Below are 20,679 nucleotides of genomic sequence, written 5' to 3'. Positions count from 1 at the left end.
GCACATCATAAATGATAATAATTATCATGTGGTAATCATTATCCAGAATAAGGGCCGAGAAATGACGTTAACGAAAAAGGCGCTGGTGGTCGCCATCTCAACACTGCTTCCTTTTGCCGTTCAAGCAAATAAAGATATTGAACAGCAGGGTAATAGTGAACCAGTTCAAAAACTTAAAACTATTGTGGTTTCTGCTGCATTAAAAGAACAAGACGTAGATAAAGCACCCGCATCCATTAGTGTGATCACGAGTGAAGAGATTGAACGTAGTGCGGCACTAAGCCTTGCTGATGTTTTACAAAAGCAGGCTGGGGTTTATAACTATAATAGCGGTCAAGATAAAATCGTTATACGGGGAATGCTAAATACATCAGGCAATTACACACTCATTCTACTTAATGGCAAACGCATGTCATCTAATGGTGCCATGTGGCGTGGTAATGACTTTGACTGGAGTGCAATTCCTTTAAATAGTATTGAACGTGTTGAAGTTATTCGAGGGCCAATGTCATCTCTCTATGGAGCAGATGCTATGGGTGGCGTAATCAATATTATTACCAAGAAAGCCGAAGACGGGCAGCTTCATGGTTCGGTCTTTGGACAATATAACCGAGCTGACCGTGGGAATGGTAAAGATCAATTCCGTTACGGATTTAACTTATATGGCGGTCTAACCGACAATGTAAGTTTTACTTTGGCTGGAGATGCTTATAATCGCGATGCATGGTATCGAAATGGCAAACCAGATCCAGATGGCGCTTACTTTGTAGAAAAAGACACCAAAAATGTAAATGGTACTTTAAGTTGGAATATTAATGACCAACAAACTTTAGACCTAGATTTGGGCTATAACAACGATAAACGCCCACTTACTCAAGATGCTGCGACCTCAATTCAAGAGTCGGAAATGAAGCGTACCAATGTAGGAATTGCTCACCGCGGAAAATGGGGTTGGGGGAAAACAGAAGCTTATATTGGAAAAGAAACAGCCAAAATTTATGACTACGACAGCGAATATGATGCACCACAAAGTCGTAATTATAAGCAAGAAAACTTAATTGGTCGTGCTTTCGCGAACTTTGACTGGGTAATGAATAACACCACAGCTGGTTTTGATTATAAAGATCAAAAAATTACAGACGTTGTGAGTTATATCGGTACAGGGAAAAACCAGCAAAAAAGTTACGGTGTATTTGTTCAAAACGATACCCATATTAATGATGCACTGACCTTAACTCTAGGTGGCCGTTACGACGACTTTGATGACTTTGATGGTAAATCGACCGGTAAAGCCTATTTAGCCTATCAACTCGCTGAAGGTGTTGTCTTAAAAGGTGGTGTTGGTCAAGCTTATAAAGTTCCGTCTCCAGCACAGTTAGATATCAATTACTCAATGATTTCATGTGGCGGTAGTTGTCACATTCGAGGTAATCCAGACCTAGAACCAGAAGAAAGTACCAACTACGAAGCATCTTTAATTGTAACCCGTCCAAACTGGAATGCTGGAGTTACAGTTTTCCAAAACGATGTGAAAAATCTCATTGAAGCCATTACCTTAAGTGATGGAGACCCGCGTTTAGTGGGTGATTTTAGAAAAATCTGGACTAATGTAAGCCGTGCAGAACTTAAAGGAGTTGAGCTTACAGGTGGTTACGACTTCACGGATAATCTAGGTGTTAAGGCAAATGCCACTTACTTAGATGCAAAAAATAAAACCACAGGTAAAGATTTAACTGAACGACCAGAATGGCTGGCTAATGGTTCAGTTTCTTGGGCACCAGTTGAAGACTTCCGTGTAAATGCAGGCGTAAGCTACGTTGGTAAACAAATGTACTCTGCAACTAAAGAGTTACCAGCTTATACAACTTACGATGTGACATTTACTTCACCACTTTCGCCACGCTTAACATTGGACTATGGCGTAAAAAACCTGACTGATGTTGATCTGGAAGATAAAAACAAAACCTTTAACACCAAACTTTATGGCCGCAATTACTTTGTAAAAGCGACTTATAGTTTCTAAGTTAAAACTAAGCACAAAGCCTATTCGTAGGGGAATAGGCTTTGTTTTTTATTAAACAAATATCCATAATTTTTAAACCAGTATAGACAAAATAATTTTAAGAATTTCTATACTTTTCAACATTAGGGCTAATTAATCATGACGGCAACTTCAAAATCATTATTAAATGGACTACCAATAAAAAAATCGAGAATACAGGTTTTTGAAATTTTAAATCAAAATCCACAAGGCTTAAGCGCGGTGAGCATTTATGCACAAATTAAAAATGAACATAAAATTACGCTCGGAACAATTTATCGAATCTTATCTGAATTTGAAAATCGCAAGCTCATCAAAAGGGTGTTCTTAGGAAAAAGTAAAAGTATTTATAAGATCAGAAAAGATAAAATGAGCTGTAACTTGATTTGTTTAAAAACCGCAGAAGCAACTAGCTACGAACATGAAAAAGTGAAAGAACTACTGCATGAAGTCATAGATGTTATTTTTGCGAATACAGGAACTAATATCAGTAGCATTGAACTTAATCTCTATACAGAATAAAAAGTCCAGATAGAAAAAAGGACAGCCTAAACTGTCCTTTTTTATTAAATTTGCTATTTGATGACTTTAATTCGAGTAGTCGCTGGAATAATTAAAGGTGAATTCTTAGCGACATAGCTTTCAAGGGCATCAATATCTTGACCACCGCCTACACGGTTTTGGCCTTCTTTTAATACCGTAAAGTTGTCACCACCATCTGCCAAAAAGCTATTTACAGTCACGCGGTATACTTTACTGTCAACCAGCGGTGAACCTGCAACCATAATGTTACTTGCTCGTGGTGAAACAGACGTATTTGCCGCATATTGATAAGTTAATTCTTTAGACGGCTGTAAAATTCTAGGTGAGTTTGCATTTGAACCAGACCATTGCTGTTCAATTACATCTCTAATTTGTTTGCCAGTTAAGCTCAAAGTCACAATAGAGTTACCGAAAGGTTGAACCGCAAAAACATCGCCAAAGGTGATTTGGTTACTGCTATTGATGAGTAGATCGGCGCGGACACCACCTGGGTTCATTAAGGTAAAGTCAGAGCCTTGGTTACTTGCCTTTAACGCAAACGCTTGTTGAGCATCTGCAATCATAATACCCAACGGGCTTTCACCACTTTCAACTTGAGCACGACTGACTACTGCTGTTGCAGTGCCAACCACACGGCTTGAAATGGTGGTCACCGCTTGGCGGTACTTATCTAAAATAGCTTCAATGCTTGGGGTTTTACTAAATTTTTGATAGAGATCGGTAAGGCTTACCGTGGTTGTACCAGACGTATAGGCCTCACTTTGTACAGGAACTTGTTTAGCATCCTTCTTAATCACATCACCAGTTTTACCATCTAACTCAACCTTGATGTCAGTAATGAGCGTGCCATATTGTCCAGCTGAGGTAAGTAAGAACGGTTTTGCCGGATTTTTTGTAGAATAGTCACAAATATAAGATTGGTGTGTATGACCTGAAACAACAATATCAACTGCGGGATTAAGCTTATCCAAAATTCCTAAAATCGGGCCGCTTAAGCCATCACATGTTTTTTCATTAAACTTTGTACTTGGCGCTGCACCTTCATGTACCACCACTACAATCGCTTCAATTCCTTGTTTTTGTAATTCAGGAATCAAGGCGTTTACCGTATCGGCTTCATCACGAAACTCAACATCTTTAATGCCGGCAGCAGAAACAATACTTGGCGTTGCTTTAAGGGTTAAACCAATAAATGCAACTGGAATTCCACCATAAGTTTTAACTTTATAAGCAGGAAAAATTGTTTTACTGGCGTCATTTTTCATTGCTACGTTAGCCGCAAGGAAATCAAATTTTGCACCACTAAAGTTTTTATTAATTTGGCAAGGCGCAGTGCTTGTATATTGCTGACATCCACCGTTCTTTAAACGGCGTAATTCATCTGTACCACGGTCAAATTCATGGTTACCCACAGCATTAAAGTCAATTTGAATATCATTCATGACTTCAATGGTCGGTTCATCTAAAAATAAAGAAGAGGTTAGAGGAGAAGCGCTAATTAAGTCGCCCGCTGAAACTACAGCATTATTTGGATTTTCTGCTTTAAGTTTTTTAATCGCATCGGCAAAGTAACTCACTCCACCCACAGGAATACGAACAGATTGAGCAGCATCATTTGGATTTGGTGCTTCGACGTAACGCTTCGGTGGCTCAAGATTTCCGTGAAAGTCATTAAAAGCTAAAATATTTACGGTTTGATTGCTTCTTTGAGCGGGTGGCGCGGTGTCATTATCATCATCGTCATTACATCCAGCCAATAACGTTACTGCCAGAGAAAGTGTTGTTACTTTAAAAAATGTTGTTAAATTTTTCATTTTTTTATCATTTGATCAATTAAGACGGATAAAAAAATACGCTTTTAGTATGAATGTTTGATGAAACCTTCAATGAGCAAATATGTTCGAAATATTAAAATTTGGACAAAAAACACAATTATCGAACAATATCTTGGCTAGGGGTGGTCTACAAACCCAAATTTTTTATTTAGAATAAATTTTTAATGACCTTATAAGATTTAATCAAGTGATTCATTTCACAAGATTAATATGAACCGGAGATAATTTATGCAATGGACTAAACCAGCTTTTACTGATTTACGCATTGGTTTTGAAGTTACTATGTACTTCGAAGCACGTTAATTCAGTTTCATCCAAATATGTCATAAGCCCTAGTCTTGTTCTAGGGCTTATCTCTTTCTAATAAGATATTAATTTTATGTATATTTATGTTTTAGGTTCAGCTGCTGGAGGCGGGTTCCCGCAGTGGAATTGTAATTGCCCGAATTGTCATGGTGTACGCACAGGTTCAATCCAAGCCAAAGCCCGTACTCAATCATCAATTGCTGTTTCTGAAAATGGAACAGACTGGGTTTTATTAAACGCATCACCTGATATCCGCCAGCAACTTTTCGAATTTAAAGCAGCTCAACCGGCGCGTAAATTGCGTGATACAGGAATAACAAGCGTTATTTTAATGGATAGTCAGTTAGACCATACGACTGGGCTTTTAACCTTACGTGAAGGTTGTCCAATGAATGTATGGTGTACAGAAATGGTCCACCAAGATTTAACGAGCGGCTTTCCAGTTTTTAATATGCTCAAACACTGGAATGGCGGTCTTCAATATCATGAGATTAACCCTAAACAAGCTTTTAAAATTGATGGTTTCGAAAATTTAGAATTTTTGCCTTTAATTATTAAAAGTGCTGCACCACCATATTCACCGCATCGAAATGACCCACATGACGGCGACAATATCGCTTTAATTATCAAAGATCATAAGACACAAAAACAGTTGTTCTATGCACCGGGTCTTGGAAAAATTGACGATCAAATCATGCAGATTATGCAGAGCTCAGACTGCGTCATGATTGATGGTACGCTTTGGACAGACGATGAAATGCAACAAACAGGGGTTGGAACTAAAACTGGCCGTGAAATGGGGCATTTATATATTAGTGGCGAAGGTGGTTCACTGTCTTATTTAAATCAGCTGAGTACACCTAAAAAAGTGCTGATTCATATTAACAATACCAATCCAATTTTAAATGAAAACTCTAGCCAGTTTGCTGAGCTTAAAGCAAATGGTGTAGAAGTTGCCTATGACGGCATGCAGATTGAACTCTAAGGTGAGACATGACTCAAACACCTGAAGCTTTAACGACAGAACAATTTAAACAAGCCATTATCGATAAAGGCCAGTATTATCATATCTACCATCCATTTCACGTGATGATGTATGAAGGTAAAGCCACCCAGCAACAAATTCAGGCTTGGGTTGCAAACCGATATTACTATCAAATTAATATTCCGCTTAAAGATGCGGCGATTATGGCAAATTGCCCCGACCAACGAGTCCGTCAAGAATGGATTCAACGCATGATCGATCAAGATGGTGAATATCCAGATGGCGGTGGTCGAGAAGCATGGTTACGCTTAGCCGAAGCTGTGGGCTTGAGTCGTGAACAAGTTATTTCTGAAGAACTGGTATTACCGGGTGTTCGCTTTGCAGTAGATGCCTATGTGAACTTTGCACGCCGTGCTTCGTGGCGTGAAGCAGCCAGTAGTTCTTTAACTGAACTTTTTGCTCCACAAATTCATCAGTCACGACTTGATTCATGGCCACAACACTACCCATGGATTGATGATAAAGGTTATGAGTATTTCCGTTCTCGTTTAAGTCAAGCACGCCGTGACGTTGAACATGGTTTAACAATCACACTTGATTCATTTACAACTCATGAGCAACAAGAGCGAATGCTTGAAATATTGCAGTTTAAGCTGGATATTTTATGGAGCATTTTAGATGCTTTAACACTTGCACATGTTCACAATGAAGCGCCATATCACACTGTGACGAGCAAACGAGTTTGGCACAAAGGACTATTTAAATGAATAAAGAGCAGTTTGATTTAAACCTTGTGCCGACATGGCGACAAGGTTACCGTTTTCAGTTCGAGCCAGCTCAAAATGGTTTTGTGATTTTATATCCTGAAGGCATGATCAAGTTAAATGAAAGTGCAGGGGCAATCGGGCAATATATTGATGGGCAGCAGAATGTTTCTGCAATTATTGCCCAGTTAAAGCAAAAATTTGGTGATATTGCTGAGATTGAACAAGATGTAGTGGATTACATGCTGGTCGCAAAACAGCAACACTGGATTGATTTAATATGACAGAAGGTGTTGGCCTACCTTTATGGTTACTAGCGGAACTCACATATCGTTGTCCGCTACAATGCCCATATTGCTCAAACCCCTTGGACTATGCTCAGCATAAAAATCAGCTGACCACTCAAGAGTGGTTTGATGTTTTTGATCAAGCACGTCAGATGGGTGCTGTTCAACTCGGTTTCTCTGGTGGTGAACCACTGGTACGTCAAGATTTAGAACAACTCGTTGCACATGCCCATCAGCAAGGGTTTTATACCAACTTAATTACCTCAGGCATGGGCCTTACTGAACAACGTATTGCTGATCTAAAACAAGTAGGTTTAGACCACATTCAAGTGAGTTTCCAAGCTAGCGATCCTGTGGTAAATGATGCCTTGGCAGGTTCAAAGCATGCTTTTGAACAAAAGTATGAAATGTGCCGACTGGTTAAGAAATACGATTACCCAATGGTGCTTAACTTTGTTATTCATCGACATAACATTGACCAGATTGAACAAATTATTGAACTTTGCCTTGAGCTGAATGCCGATACAGTCGAGCTAGCAATTTGTCAGTTTTATGGTTGGGCTTTTTTAAACCGCCAAGGTTTATTACCCACCCAAGAGCAACTGACACGTGCAGAACGGATTACCAATGAATATCGAGAAAAATTAAAAGCGCAAAATCATCCTTGCAAACTCATTTTTGTAGTGCCTGATTATTATGAAGAGCGACCGAAAGCCTGTATGAATGGCTGGGGTAAAATCTTCTTTACAGTTGCTCCAGATGGTATGGCGCTACCTTGCCACGCAGCACGACAATTGCCAATTTCATTTCCAAACGTCCGCGAACATAAATTGTCAGATATCTGGTACAAATCAACTGGATTTAATCATTTCCGTGGTGATGCATGGATGCCAGAAGGTTGCCGTAGTTGCCCAGATAAAGATCGAGACTTTGGCGGATGTCGGTGTCAGGCCTATATGTTGACTGGAGATGCAGCTAATGCCGATCCTGTATGTGGAAAATCGCCATATCATCAAATGATTGAACAAGCACGTACAGAAAGTCAGTTGGCTGCACCACTGCAAAATTTAGTTTTCCGTAATAGTAGAAACTCTAAATCTTTAAGCGGCACACAAAATATTCCAGTCCACACAATTACAGACATATAGCAAGTAGGAATGCTCATGAAGCCTAGCCATATTTCAGTTTTTGATGGACATAATGATGCTTTAACACGCTTATGGCTAAGTGAACATCCAGATCCTGTACATGCTTTTATTCATGAACGCTTAGCGGGTCATCTGGACCTAAACCGCTGTCAACAAGCTGGTTTTATAGGAGGAATGTTTGCGATTTTTTTACCTCCATACAGCTATGTGCAACAGCATCATCCCAATAAGCTATTTGATCAAAATGCTTCTGATTTTACCCAACAGCAAATTGAACAAATTTGCTTGGAACAACTCGATTTAGCTCATCAACTCGCTCAGCATTCTAAAAATATTAAAATTTGCACATCAGTTCAAAATATTCAGGATTGTTTAGTAGAGCAAAAGCTAGCAATTGTGTTGCATATGGAAGGTGCAGAAGCTCTACAACAAAATCCTGATTTACTCGATGTGTTTTATGAAAGAGGCCTGCGTAGTATTGGCCCACTTTGGAATAGACCGAGCCGCTTTGGATATGGTTTAAATGCCAAGTTTCCTCATTCACCCGACACTGGAGCAGGTCTTACCAGCGATGGCAAAGACTTTATAAAACGCTGTGCCGATAAAAAGATGGTGATTGATGTTTCACACATGAATGAACAAGCTTTTTGGAATACGGTAGATATATTGCAGCAGCCAATCGTAGCAACGCACTCTAATGCACATGCTTTATGTCCTCAAGCACGTAACTTAACTGACTCGCAGCTCAAAGCAATTCGAGAAAGTAAAGGTATGGTAGGCGTAAATTTTGATGTCGCGTTTTTACGATCCGATGGACAACGCAATGCAGATACACCCATCGATGTAATTTTAGAACATTTAGAATATTTAATGGATCATTTAGGCGAAGAACATGTAGGCTTTGGCTCTGATTTTGACGGTGCACTTATTGGTACTGAACTTGAAGATGTGACAGGGCTACATTGCTTAATTGAGCGTATGCAACAGCGTGGTTATTCTAAAACACTGATTGAAAATATATGTCTTAATAATTGGGTGAGGGTGTTTGATAGAATTTTGGGTTAATAATGAATGACTAAACAGAGTTAATCTACAGAATCATAACAGTTTTTTTATTGGCCGAAATGACTAAAAAAAATACAAATAGTTTAATTGTCAACCATTCGGTATATTCACTACACTCAACCTTACTGAATGTAAGAACATTTAGTATTTCAGGTCTTTTGTGGTTTTCACATTACCCATTTCTTCATGAGAAGTAGAAATGGGTTTTTTCTTATGTGAAACAAATAAACGTGATATCCATCACAAGAATTACTAATTATTGGTATAACCACTCAATTTCATCTTGACTAAAACTTCAGCATTAAATACATTTGTAGTGTATTCAAAGATAATAAGATTGCTTAAAGCAATTCATAATACTGCTTAATCCTGAAATACAGTAAAAAGCCTATTCAAAATATAGAATAGGCTTTTTGCTTTGTATCAAAATTTATTTTTTAACTATTACACTATTCAATTAACATAAAAATTAAATACCTTACAAAAGCGGAGCAAATGAAAGCCGTTAAATAACAAATTATGTGCTATTAATTAAAGCTGATTTTTCAAAAGTTACTCCGTCAATCGAAGAGGTGCAAAATGTTAAAGTCAATTTTAGTGATAGGAACAGGTATTGCGATTGGGATGTGTGTCTACAAGAAGAAGCAAAAGAACAGTAAGAGTTTTAACACAGATCACGATAGCGACTCAGTGACTAGTAAAGACAGGGTCCAAAATCAAGATGACGGCTCAATTGATAACGCTGTACAAGTTTAAAATTAAATAAAAAGGGGTTCAAATAATGAACCCTTTAATTTTATTAAAACTCATAATTATTTTAAATAGATTAACTTAAAGATAATAATTAAATTAATAATTACTCAACTATTCATTTAATTATTACAAAAGTATGATTAAAACAAAAAAAACACTTTCATTATTAAAATTTACATATTGTATCAGTGGAGTCTTTATTATTAGCGATGCGGATAATAAAAAAGGAGACTAGAATGTCAAAGCGCCATATTTTAAAAGAAGTAAATGCCAAAAGTATGTGTGGAATGGAAATTGTAGTTGAACAAATTTATGAAAATATTTATGAAAAAAACTTTGTCCAAGCTGAACAAGAGCAAAGCTGGTTGCCACTTTCTAAAATTGTGATTTCGGATAAAGTCATTAATTTAGATCCGGATAACAGTTTTGCTCATCCAAGAACAGGTAAGGTTTTTAAAGTTTTGAACTCTTAATAAATTTGAGTTCACCAGCCCACTTACACGTTATAAATTATTGAGGTGATTCCTACAGAGGTATCACCTCAATGTCTTTCAGTAAGAGCTGATTTTTCCCATTAACGCTTTAATTAAGAGAAATTGCATTTCATGACTCGTGATTAACTAAAAAATAGGGTAATTTGTTTATAAAGTTTTTAAGTAAACACTGATTTTTTATGATAATTGAGATAGAAACACATCCACTAGAACCCTTTTTACCTGAAAATGCGCGTTTACTCATGTTAGGTAGCTTTCCGCCACCGCGTAATAAATGGAAGATGGATTTTTACTATCCAAATTTCCAAAATGATATGTGGCGAATTTTTGGTTTAATTTTTTTCCAAGACAAAACTTACTTTTTAAGTGAGAACCAAAAAAATTTTAATGAAGAACGTATCCGAAATTTCTTAATTGAAACAGGTATTGCAATCTTTGACACGGCTTATCAAATTAAGCGGTTGAAGGGGAATGCCGCAGATAAATTTCTTGAAATCGTAACCCCAACAGATCTTACGGTTTTGCTTCAGCAGATTCCTCTATGTCAGACCATCATGACCACAGGCGATAAAGCAACTGATACTTTAATTTCAGTTTTACCAGAAAACACTGAAAAACCTCTCATTGGGACATCTACATCGACTTACTTTGCAGGAAGAGATATTCATTTATACCGCTTACCATCTTCTTCTCGAGCTTATCCTTTGGCACTAGAGAAAAAAGCTGAGGCTTATCAAAAATTCTTTAAAGAGATTGGGATTTTATAAGTCAACTTGAAGTCTCTTACATCATCCATTCAACTGGCAGATATGAAACGGCTTTAATCATTGTACGTTGGAAAAGGCTCGTATCAGGGTCTTTTTCATATTCAACAACTTGTCCATTTGACTGATAATCTAACCAAATAATTTTACCTTCACTGTTTAACTTAAGCTGATAAGCGACTTGAGGTAAATGCTGATCGAGCATGACCGAAATTTGAGCTTGTAATTGACTCGATTCAATAACAAGACCAACCTCAGTATTTAAGTAAGTCGAACGTGGATCAAAGTTAAAAGAACCAATAAATACTTTACCGTCTACATCAAAAAATTTGGCATGCAAGCTCGATTTATTTTTACCTTTGGCAGGAATTACGCTTCCTGTTACCACTTCATACCATGTTCTACGTCTGCGTTCTAAAAATGGCTTAAACTCAAATAGTTCTACACCACTTTTCAGCATTTCGACTCGATATTGACTATAAAAAGCATGCACAATTGCCACATCGTTTGCAGCAAAAGAGTTAGTTAAAACCCTAACTTTAACGCCTTGAACTTTTAACTGTTTTAAATAGTAAGCGCCTTGTTGTGTAGGAACAAAATAAGCTGAAGCCAATTCGATGTGTTGTTTTGGTTCACCCATAATGGCCATAACTTGCCCATAAAGCATCTCCTCTTTAGAAGCTACTCCTAAGATCTTTTTCGGTGAGTCTGCGACAAAATATGCTTTTGACCATTGAATTGGATAGTGCTCTAGAAGTTCTTTTAAATAAGTTTGAGCATCATAAAGTTTATCTTCGGTTTGAGTATGATTTTCACTTTCATTAAGCAAATCATGATAATGCTGTCGTAACGATTGCAAGTGGTGGACAGCGCAAGTCCCGACCAGCTTGGTCGCATCTTGGCTTAATTCACTTTGCCAGAAATCATTAAAAACTGCTTGAGCATGCTGTACCGTATGTCCATAAAATAAGATATCTAGATCGGTAAACTGAAACTTACTACTTGCATCAAAATATTCACTACTGATATTACGCCCGCCAGTTACAGCAATCACGCCATCTGCAATAATTAATTTATTATGCATACGATGGTTTACTTTCTTGAACCGGAAAATATAGTCCAAAATTCTTACATATCTGAATTTATATGGATTAAATAAACGAATTTCAAAGTTAGGATGGTGTAGAAGGCTTCTTAGAACACCATCAAGTTTTACTCCATTTTGATCGTCAATGAGTAACCGAACTTTTACACCACGATCTGCCGCCGTTAATAACTCGTGCAGCATTAGGTTCCCAACAAAATCATTTGTCCAAATATAGTATTGTAAATCGATTTTTTCTTTTGCATTTCTAATTAGATACATACGAGAGGCGATACTGATAAAAGCATCATCTAATGCAACAAAAGCAGTTAATCCTTGTTTAGTTTTTTCTGTAGCTTGTTCATCATTCAACCAATTAAAGCTATTTGTCACTGTATCATTCTCATCAGGGTCGTATGTATCGTTATACGAAGGTGTGTGTGTAAAGCCCCAGGCATTTAATGCCATACTACTGTAGTGCTGATAGAACTGATTAATCATGTAAGCTTTTGTCGCATCCAAGATAAGCACATCACAGCATTTTTATATTCAATTTATATGTCAAAATTCATATTAAACTCTATAAATGCATTATGCCAAGCCTCAACTCTAGCAATTCCTTATATTTATAGGCACTTCTAAGAGAGCACATCCATTTAAACATATAAAGTTAAATTTAACCTTTTTAAGGCTAATGCTATATTTAATATTATTTTCGAAGGATGCTCGAGATGAGTCATGTAGGTTCTTGTTTATGCAATGAAGTCAAATTTTCTATCAATAACGAAATCAAGACTGTGTACCATTGCCACTGTAGTCTCTGTCGTAAACAAACTGGAACAGGAGCGAATGCTGCAACTTTAGTGAGTAAGGATAAATTTGAATGGCTCTCAGGTTTTGAGCTTATCCATACTTATAAAAAAGAAACAGGCTTCACATCTTCATTTTGTAGTAAATGTGGATCGCCTGTACCTAATTTGGTAGGAACTACTCATTTTATGTGGATTCCATTAGGTCTATTAGAAAAAGACATTCAGGTTCTAAAGAAGCTTAATTTTTGTATAGTTTCAAAGACAAACTGGGCAAATACCATAATTGCAGATCAATCTTATAATCAGCTTCCAACTTTAGATGAGCTAAAAATATTTTTTGATTAGAATAAATTTTTATCTAAAAATGAGACTCATTTTGCATTAATTTTATTTTTTTCGGATGGCTATGCTTGCAAGTTTCACAAAAACACACTAATTACAATTGGCAGCACAACAATTACATTAGAAAACATAATATCTATCATACTTCCTTAAAGGGCTGAGTGAGTAGCCTGACAATAAAAGGGAGAAAATAAAATGCCACAATATTTAATCATTGCTGAGAATGTGTATAAAAAAATTGAGGACAAAAATTTATTTTCTGAAAGCTCAGCAGAGAACTTAAATCAGTTGGTTAGCGTAATCCGCAAAGAAATTAAAGGAACCAAGTTTAAACTTAAATATAATTTTATAGATTTTGAAGAGTGCTTAACCAAGCCATTAGAAGAGTGCGCGATTAAGTTGGATATGAGCCTTATGCCCAACCATAAAAATAAAGATGAATATATACTTTGGCTCGCGGGTTTTATCGAAAGAATTACAACGGGAGGAGAGGCTAAGCTTCCACCAATCTCGAAATTTATTCCTCCAGACTTTAAGTTTAACTATGACGAACCTCCTAAAGTGTCATCATCGACAAGTGATGATGGGGAGATGATTATTAATTATTTCAAATCAGATGCCTTTACTAAAATTATAAAAGAAGAAAAATAAGTTCAAAAAATATAGAAGTGATCGTCCACTACACTTCTATATGTCGCTGTAAATTCAGCAACCGCCTTCTGGGGCGGTTTTTTAATTTAGCTCTCCTTATTCTTATAAAATATATTGTTATAACTTTTCACAAAAGTTTGCATAACGCACAGAATCAGCTCCATTGGCCTAAAAACAGATACAACCTTGAATGTTAATTTTTAATTTACTTAATTATCTTTTGGAGATACCAATGTTCAAAGCTCTGTTTTTCTTTAGTGCTGGTGCTGTTTTCGGTTATTGCTGTAAACACAAAGAGGATAAAGCTAAAAAGGAAAATTCTTCTAAATAAGCTAAATATATTCTTAAAAAACTTACTGCTTAGTCAGTTTTTATAAGGAGGTGTCTATGCTCCACAACCTTAGACAAATTTTCTGTATTCATGTCTGGGAATATGATTTTGATATAACTCACGATGAAATTAAAAGAGTGCAGAAAATGTGGGAAAGTTCATAGAGTGAAGAACTTCCGCAAACTTACTTAAGATTTAAAGAAGTGCTTTTCCTCTTAAGTAAATATTAAAAATTAAATAGGCTTAATAGTTTAAATATGTTGAGCCTATTTAATATAAATTTTAAAGCCGAGTGTTTTAGTCGATATTAATACCTACTAATTTAATCAGAATAAAAAAGCAAAAATAAATCACACTTTTAAACAATATGTTGTTATTATCGCCACAACTGATCAATTAAAATTAAAAATGCAGAAACAATTTAATAAAAATTAAAAACTTATTTTTATAACTTTGAAATTATACTTATATTTTATAAATAATTAATAAGGAGATAGAAATGCCAAAATACTTACTATTAGCAGAAAAAATTAATAAAAATATTAAATATAAATACTCTAACAATCATTTTAAAAACTTAAATAATCTCATCATAGAAATCAAAAAAGCCATTGCAGGTACAGAATTAAAATTTTTATATAACTTTGTGAATTTCGAGGGTACAGTTGTTAGCTTTAAAAATGAACTACCTATTACATTAGATATAAGTTTGATTCCAAAGCATAAAAGTGAAGATGACTTTGTTTTATGGTTAGCAGATTTTATTGATCGTATTACTATAGATACAAGCAAAGGAATTGACTAAAGGTAGTTAGCTTAGACAAACCATCAGGGATAAAATATTTAAGGTTCCTGTCTAGGGGCTGAATTCATATCATGTCGAACTCTGCTTATATTTTCATAAATGACCTTACGCATTCTGTTTACAGCACCTAATGGCTTATGTTCAGGTAAAGCATGCCACGGCGTAAAAGAAAGATTTTCACAGAACTGGTTTTGTTCAGGTGTATCAAAGTTTTGCTTTGGAATGTGAATAGTTGCTACTTGATAAAAGGGAGCTGCTTTTTCATCCCATTCTGTCATCGCATCTTCTACTAGCATTTTACTTGAAGTTCTCGGCTGAATAAGGAACTCCATACAAGCATCATTATTTTGCAAAGTATTTTTTAAAGCTTCTCTTAAAAAATCATGACTAGGGTTTTTAGGTAGATTATTTGATGCTACCGAACAAGCACGTACTGAATATTTAACTGCTTGCCGATCTTTGCCAAGTCCCAACTGATAGGGAACCATAGACCAGTAACGTGCATAGAGTGGGTTTGCAATTTGTGAGTTACGTGCTCCCAGTGCATTCATGGTTCCTTTAAAACCTAAGGCAAAAGGAATATGAAGTTTTCTGATCATATTATGGCTATTCACATCATTCATAAAAGAAAGATATCTTTTTGCATCATTGGCAAAAAAGACAGGGTGATTAATCATAATAAAATCTTGAGTGGTCGCTTGTTTTTCACTTTCTAAAATTTTGTCTCCAGATACACCTAAAAGTTTTATGGCTATGCCTCGAGCATCTTTGTTAATGTCGGCACTCGTGGCATCATTAGACGCATTCGAAAAACGAATCCATGCTTGATAACTTTGATCTGGGATAAAAACTCCTTTAGCAAACTGAGCAGGTATATTTTTTGAGACATGAAACTCGGCTCGAACACACCCATGCGCTTTGGGATGTGCATCACGTAAAGCATTTCCCGCCGTATATTGTTCACGAATTGACTTTTCAATGACTTGAGTTATGTTTTGAGCTAACGCTTCCTCATTAGGCTGTAACTTTTCCCCTAAAACTGTATCAGCTTCTGGATAGGCGATACTTTCTGAAGATGTCTTTACTGGTGTGGTTCTTTGAGAATATAAAGCGTCACTACAACCTGTTAGTGCAAAAACAAGAGGAGTAAATACAAACAATATCCTAAAATGAGTAGGCTGCATAAAATTTGACATTTATTATCTCCTCAGTGCAAAAATATTTTAGGATAATATTAAGTTTAATTGTTTAACTATATTTTGAGCTTTATAAAAAATATTAACTGTAAATAATTTAAACGTCATTGTTACTTATCTGAACAATAAAATAAAAATTATTATTTAATATAAAACCTCTTAATACATTAAGAGAATGTAGACATGATAACTAACTCACAAAATGTACAAAATAATTCTAATTCATCACCACATCCAATCACTCAAAATACACTTATTGATCGGTTTAACCCTATCTATTGGAGAATAGACGGTCCACAAACGATGTCTTTTGCTATTACGAATTATGGAAATGGTTTTGAAGCCTCTTTTAGAGCCCGAATGGCAAATGATTTAGTAGGAATTAGTTGGGATTCTAATGATGCTAAAGATCATAAATTTTTAGCGTATCAAACCAAATATAGCTATGCAGGGGTGGTCTGGGACTTCGATATTGAGTTATCTGCCACGATGCCAGTGCTTAACAATCCAAGTTTAACGCCCACTTTAACGGTGTACTATAATGAAAATGGTGTAGATAAAGTTGCCTATGTTGTCTTATTTAACTATGCAAATAATCCTTCATCGCGAACGGCACATATTCATATTAACTGGGATACAGTAAAAGCTGGCTTTTCTGCTACAGATAGCTTCCCAGTAACTAACATTCAACGGATTTCATTTTCAGGTTTCACTAGCCATTATAATAGCCAATCAGCTATACCTTTAAGCCAGCCTGAAGATGGCTACATTCGTCTAACCAATTCAGTCGTAACTGGTACAAATGCAAAGTTAAGTTTGAGCCGTGTGGTTGTTCCTCAGCACAATTATGGTATCTGTACGAGCTATGATGACCACTATGATTTAAACCCTCAGCGCTTGGTCAACAATATGGTGACCTTGGGATATAAGGGTTTGGTTAACCACTATTGTGGAATGTCACATTATCCTGAAATGACATGGAAAAGTGATATTAATAAATGGCAAATACCAGATACGCTGGTAACAGGTGAAGCGGTCGTTAACTCATGTACGCGTAAATGGCATGAGAAATATGCTCAGGCGTTACATAGCGCCAGTCTGCAACCCATCTTTGGGGTAAGCTTTGAAATGTACTCCTTGGGGGCCAATGAATATTGGGCACAGCGTGACTGGAACAGTAATCTGGGTAAAACAGGCTACCAACCACCGAGCTATTTTTTTAGTTTAAGTCATCAGAATGCTTTGGCATATCTACGTAAAGTCTTTATTGAATTTGCAGATGCAATGGTAGTAGGGGGATGTGATGTAAACATGCAGATTGGTGAACCTTGGTGGTGGTATAACACCGATACGAATCTACCTTGTGTATATGACTATCCAACAAAACTAGCCTTTAATGCAGATACAGGTTTATATGCACCAGATTTGGGTACAATTTATGAAGCAATGAATAAAACAGGAACGCCATATGATGAGTTTAAAACATGGCTTAGAAATAAATTAGGTCAAACCTGCCAAGACATTCGTACGGCCATTAAAGCAAAATACTCCACAGCCAAAGTTAGCCCCCTCATTTTCTTTCCATCTATTCAATCTCCAATTCAGACTTTAGCCACTTATATTAACTATCCAAGCCAACATTATTCATATCCTAATTTTGATTACATGATGACAGAAGCTTATGACTGGTTATTGGAAGCTCGCTTAGACTTGGCACATCAAGCAGTTTCCCAAATACCTATACAAGGGCTGGGCTATCCTGCCAATAAAGTCATTTACTTATCAGGTTTCGTTCCTGATGCATCTATTGCCTATATTTATGGATTTGATAAAACCAAGCCATATCGAACACCTATCTGGCAAAGAATTTTTGGTGATATGAAAAACAATGTTTCTTTAGGTTTGATGAAGCAATTTATTTGGGCCTATCCACAGGTTATGTTTGATTCAATTACGATCGATACAACTCAAGCTCCAAATGGCTTCTTTGTTGAAAACACGCTGTATTCGCCAATTAGCGATAACACACCATATCCACCAGATATTTACCTCTAAGTAAACATAATCCTTTTATAAAATAAGTGATTTTATAAGAAACCTCTTCAAGCAAGAGGTTTTCTTCTTTTTTAAATGTAGGCTTGCTTAGAGGTACATGACTGGCTATGCTGTGATGGATTGTCATGAAAGCCAATTTTAATTTAAGCAAAATTAAGCTCTTGTATTACCGATATATAATCTATTTTGCTCGACTATAAATACCGAATGATTTAAAGGAAACCCAAAGATGAAATCTCGTGCAGCTGTCGCCTTTGCCCCAGGAAAACCTTTAGAGATTGTTGAAGTTGATGTTGCACCACCTCAAGCGGGTGAAGTTTTAATAAAAATTACCCATACAGGGGTATGTCATACCGATGCTTTTACATTATCTGGCGATGACCCAGAAGGTGTGTTTCCTGCTATTTTAGGTCATGAAGGTGCAGGTGTTGTGGTTGAAGTGGGTGAGGGCGTAACAAGCGTTCAACCAGGTGATCACGTGATTCCACTTTATACAGCTGAATGTAAAGAATGCTTATTCTGTAAATCTGGAAAAACCAACTTGTGTGTTGCAGTACGTGCGACTCAAGGTAAAGGTGTAATGCCAGATGGAACCACACGTTTTTCTTATAATGGTGAACCAATTTACCATTACATGGGTTGTTCAACATTTAGTGAATATACGGTAGTTGCAGAAGTATCTTTAGCAAAAATCAATCCTGAAGCTAATCACGAGCAAGTTTGTTTACTAGGTTGTGGTGTGACTACGGGTATTGGCGCCGTTCATAACACAGCTAAAGTACAAGAAGGTGATTCGGTTGCTGTATTTGGCCTAGGCGGTATTGGTTTGGCTGTTGTACAAGGTGCACGTCAAGCGAAAGCTGGACAAATTATTGTGGTAGACACCAACCCAGATAAATTTGAACTTGCTAAGCAGTTTGGTGCTACAGATTTCTTAAACCCTAAAGATTACGATAAACCAATTCAACAAGTCATTGTAGAAATGACAGGTTGGGGTGTTGACCACTCATTTGAATGTATTGGTAACGTCAATGTTATGCGCTCGGCTCTAGAGTGTGCACATCGTGGTTGGGGACAATCAGTCATTATTGGTGTTGCTGGTGCAGGTCAAGAAATTTCGACTCGTCCATTCCAGTTGGTTACTGGCCGTAAATGGTTAGGTACTGCTTTTGGTGGGGTAAAAGGCCGTTCACAACTTCCAAAAATGGTTGAAGATGCAATGAAAGGTGAGATTCAACTTGAGCCTTTTGTAACGCACACCATGCCTTTACAAGACATTAATACTGCTTTTGATTTAATGCATGAAGGTAAATCAATTCGTACTGTTATTCATTTCTAAATAAAAGAAAAAAGGGCTGTGATTCAGCCCTTTTTTACAACTTATCATTTTATATCTTAAATGGCATTACCGCACATGTCAGTTGTACCCTGAGGATAGCTAAATTGTAGTGCATTACGGTCAGTAATGAGTTCATTAGACAACTCTTGTCCAAATAAATTCGTAGAAAGAATATTTATATTTCCATTCATTGAGAAAGCTATTTTCTGTAGTGCACCAGGTAATATAAATTGATATCCTTCATCAACACCATTAGATATAAATCCGACTTGCTTAGTGTCCTGATTAATGTAAACACCTAAGCGTTGATATTCATTTGTGTTATCTGTCATTTTTTTGTTTTTAAAGTAACTATCAATAAGTTCATAATCTCCCACCTCCGATGATAAGCTATGATATAAACGAGGTGGATTTTCACCAAACTCAAAATCCTGAGCACCAATATCAAAATGATAATTTGATCTAATTGTATAGTTATTATCTGTTACACCATTAAAACTGATGTCGGTTGAGTAAGATGAGCTGCTTGAAGAAAGTAGGGGGACTTTAAGCTCCATCTCAAAAGCAACAATACCTTTATTAGGCAATAAAAAATCGCCGTCATAACTTGTTGAATTCATTTTTGCCTTACTTTTTGCATTATAATCAAGATAACCATAATTATCTTCCGTGACAGGCTCTACTTTAAAACCAAATTTTTGACCATTTATCAATGGAAATATTTTCATAGGCAAATAGTCAGAATGTTGATTATTCCAAAGATCAAAATCTTCTTGAGTCGCATCAAAACTATATTTACACACTGGGGCAGAATTAAGGGAGTTAGTTTGAGCTAATAGCAACTGTGGTACTAATTTTTCATTATTTACAGATAATGCACTGCTTTTAGATGCGACTTTTGGGCTTGTCTCGCTATGCGTTACTGTATTGGTATTATTAGAAGATACTTCATATATGGCCCAGCATAATGTCACTGCACTAACAGCAACTATACCTATTTTTTTCATAAACATTCCTATCTAGTTAAGTATTAAATTTTTAGAAAGTAGTGATAAAGTAAAACTTATTATTAATTTTTA

Annotated in this window: 20 protein-coding genes; 16 read left to right on the top strand and 4 right to left on the bottom strand. The window is 36.3% G+C overall.

Annotation, left to right across the window (positions count from 1 at the left end; genetic code table 11):
* The first annotated feature begins 61 nt into the window (after nt 1-61).
* The gene (locus AC1PJP_RS15650) at nt 62-2,023 is read left to right on the top strand and encodes a TonB-dependent receptor plug domain-containing protein (protein ID WP_479767612.1); all 1,962 of its coding nucleotides are present in this window, start codon (nt 62-64) and stop codon (nt 2,021-2,023) included.
* Between the two features lie 138 nt (nt 2,024-2,161).
* Nucleotides 2,162-2,563, top strand: coding sequence for a transcriptional repressor (locus AC1PJP_RS15645; RefSeq protein WP_005305185.1), 402 nt, complete (start codon nt 2,162-2,164; stop codon nt 2,561-2,563).
* Nucleotides 2,564-2,616: 53 nt separating this feature from the next.
* Here the strand turns inward: AC1PJP_RS15645 and AC1PJP_RS15640 are convergent, their stop codons facing one another.
* Complete coding sequence (locus tag AC1PJP_RS15640) at nt 2,617-4,398, bottom strand: bifunctional metallophosphatase/5'-nucleotidase (RefSeq protein ID WP_479767610.1); 1,782 nt, start codon at nt 4,396-4,398, stop codon at nt 2,617-2,619.
* A gap of 249 nt (nt 4,399-4,647) precedes the next feature.
* Here AC1PJP_RS15640 and pqqA point away from each other — a divergent pair, with 249 nt between their 5' ends.
* The 9 genes from pqqA (at nt 4,648) to AC1PJP_RS15595 (ending at nt 10,988) form a co-directional block, all read left to right on the top strand.
* Entirely contained in the window at nt 4,648-4,722 is a 75-nt protein-coding gene (gene pqqA / locus AC1PJP_RS15635; protein ID WP_001982218.1) for a pyrroloquinoline quinone precursor peptide PqqA, read from the top strand.
* A 76-nt stretch (nt 4,723-4,798) separates the two neighbouring features.
* A complete protein-coding gene (pqqB, locus tag AC1PJP_RS15630; protein WP_312321376.1) occupies nt 4,799-5,710 on the top strand; it encodes a pyrroloquinoline quinone biosynthesis protein PqqB in 912 nt (303 codons plus the stop codon).
* Between the two features lie 8 nt (nt 5,711-5,718).
* Nucleotides 5,719-6,477 carry a pyrroloquinoline-quinone synthase PqqC gene (gene pqqC / locus AC1PJP_RS15625; RefSeq protein ID WP_032006186.1) on the top strand — a complete coding sequence of 253 codons (759 nt, stop codon included), beginning with the start codon at nt 5,719-5,721 and terminating at the stop codon, nt 6,475-6,477.
* Nucleotides 6,474-6,758, top strand: coding sequence for a pyrroloquinoline quinone biosynthesis peptide chaperone PqqD (gene pqqD, locus AC1PJP_RS15620; protein ID WP_416684695.1), 285 nt, complete (start codon nt 6,474-6,476; stop codon nt 6,756-6,758). Before pqqC ends, pqqD begins: the two co-directional genes overlap by 4 nt.
* Nucleotides 6,755-7,909, top strand: coding sequence for a pyrroloquinoline quinone biosynthesis protein PqqE (pqqE, locus tag AC1PJP_RS15615; RefSeq protein ID WP_479767608.1), 1,155 nt, complete (start codon nt 6,755-6,757; stop codon nt 7,907-7,909). Before pqqD ends, pqqE begins: the two co-directional genes overlap by 4 nt.
* 15 nt (nt 7,910-7,924) lie before the next feature.
* The gene (locus AC1PJP_RS15610; protein WP_479767606.1) at nt 7,925-8,974 is read left to right on the top strand and encodes a dipeptidase; all 1,050 of its coding nucleotides are present in this window, start codon (nt 7,925-7,927) and stop codon (nt 8,972-8,974) included.
* 579 nt (nt 8,975-9,553) lie between these two features.
* On the top strand, nt 9,554-9,730 hold the full coding sequence (locus AC1PJP_RS15605; protein ID WP_004792403.1) for a hypothetical protein: 177 nt from the start codon (nt 9,554-9,556) through the stop codon (nt 9,728-9,730).
* 233 nt (nt 9,731-9,963) lie between these two features.
* Entirely contained in the window at nt 9,964-10,200 is a 237-nt protein-coding gene (locus tag AC1PJP_RS15600) for a hypothetical protein (protein WP_004792401.1), read from the top strand.
* Between the two features lie 200 nt (nt 10,201-10,400).
* The gene (locus tag AC1PJP_RS15595; RefSeq protein ID WP_016138130.1) at nt 10,401-10,988 is read left to right on the top strand and encodes a uracil-DNA glycosylase family protein; all 588 of its coding nucleotides are present in this window, start codon (nt 10,401-10,403) and stop codon (nt 10,986-10,988) included.
* Nucleotides 10,989-11,004: 16 nt separating this feature from the next.
* On the opposite strand, the gene AC1PJP_RS15590 is transcribed toward AC1PJP_RS15595, so the two are convergent.
* A complete protein-coding gene (locus tag AC1PJP_RS15590) occupies nt 11,005-12,591 on the bottom strand; it encodes a phospholipase D family protein (protein WP_479767603.1) in 1,587 nt (528 codons plus the stop codon).
* 200 nt (nt 12,592-12,791) lie between these two features.
* On the opposite strand from AC1PJP_RS15590, the gene AC1PJP_RS15585 reads away from it, so the two are divergent.
* The 3 genes from AC1PJP_RS15585 to AC1PJP_RS15575 all read left to right on the top strand — a co-directional run bounded on the left by AC1PJP_RS15585 (nt 12,792) and on the right by AC1PJP_RS15575 (nt 15,010).
* Nucleotides 12,792-13,226: a GFA family protein gene (locus AC1PJP_RS15585; protein WP_479767601.1), complete on the top strand. Its 435-nt coding sequence runs from the start codon at nt 12,792-12,794 to the stop codon at nt 13,224-13,226.
* A 192-nt stretch (nt 13,227-13,418) separates the two neighbouring features.
* Nucleotides 13,419-13,874, top strand: a complete 456-nt coding sequence (locus AC1PJP_RS15580; RefSeq protein ID WP_005305214.1) for a hypothetical protein — start codon at nt 13,419-13,421, stop codon at nt 13,872-13,874.
* 830 nt (nt 13,875-14,704) lie between these two features.
* Entirely contained in the window at nt 14,705-15,010 is a 306-nt protein-coding gene (locus AC1PJP_RS15575) for a hypothetical protein (RefSeq protein ID WP_005305220.1), read from the top strand.
* 38 nt (nt 15,011-15,048) lie between these two features.
* Here AC1PJP_RS15575 and AC1PJP_RS15570 read toward each other — a convergent pair whose 3' ends face one another.
* Complete coding sequence (locus AC1PJP_RS15570) at nt 15,049-16,206, bottom strand: catalase family protein (RefSeq protein ID WP_479767599.1); 1,158 nt, start codon at nt 16,204-16,206, stop codon at nt 15,049-15,051.
* Nucleotides 16,207-16,389: 183 nt separating this feature from the next.
* Here AC1PJP_RS15570 and AC1PJP_RS15565 point away from each other — a divergent pair, with 183 nt between their 5' ends.
* Together AC1PJP_RS15565 and AC1PJP_RS15560 are read left to right on the top strand one after the other, a co-directional pair.
* Nucleotides 16,390-18,261, top strand: a complete 1,872-nt coding sequence (locus tag AC1PJP_RS15565) for a non-contractile tail sheath protein (protein WP_479767597.1) — start codon at nt 16,390-16,392, stop codon at nt 18,259-18,261.
* 229 nt (nt 18,262-18,490) lie between these two features.
* Entirely contained in the window at nt 18,491-19,600 is a 1,110-nt protein-coding gene (locus tag AC1PJP_RS15560) for an S-(hydroxymethyl)glutathione dehydrogenase/class III alcohol dehydrogenase (RefSeq protein ID WP_003651772.1), read from the top strand.
* A gap of 56 nt (nt 19,601-19,656) precedes the next feature.
* On the opposite strand, the gene AC1PJP_RS15555 is transcribed toward AC1PJP_RS15560, so the two are convergent.
* Nucleotides 19,657-20,607, bottom strand: coding sequence for a DUF4882 family protein (locus tag AC1PJP_RS15555; protein ID WP_416667923.1), 951 nt, complete (start codon nt 20,605-20,607; stop codon nt 19,657-19,659).
* Between the last annotated feature and the right edge of the window lie 72 nt (nt 20,608-20,679).

Source organism: Acinetobacter sp. V116_7 (genome assembly GCF_056735735.1).
This window is presented reverse-complemented; position numbering and strand designations above follow the sequence as displayed.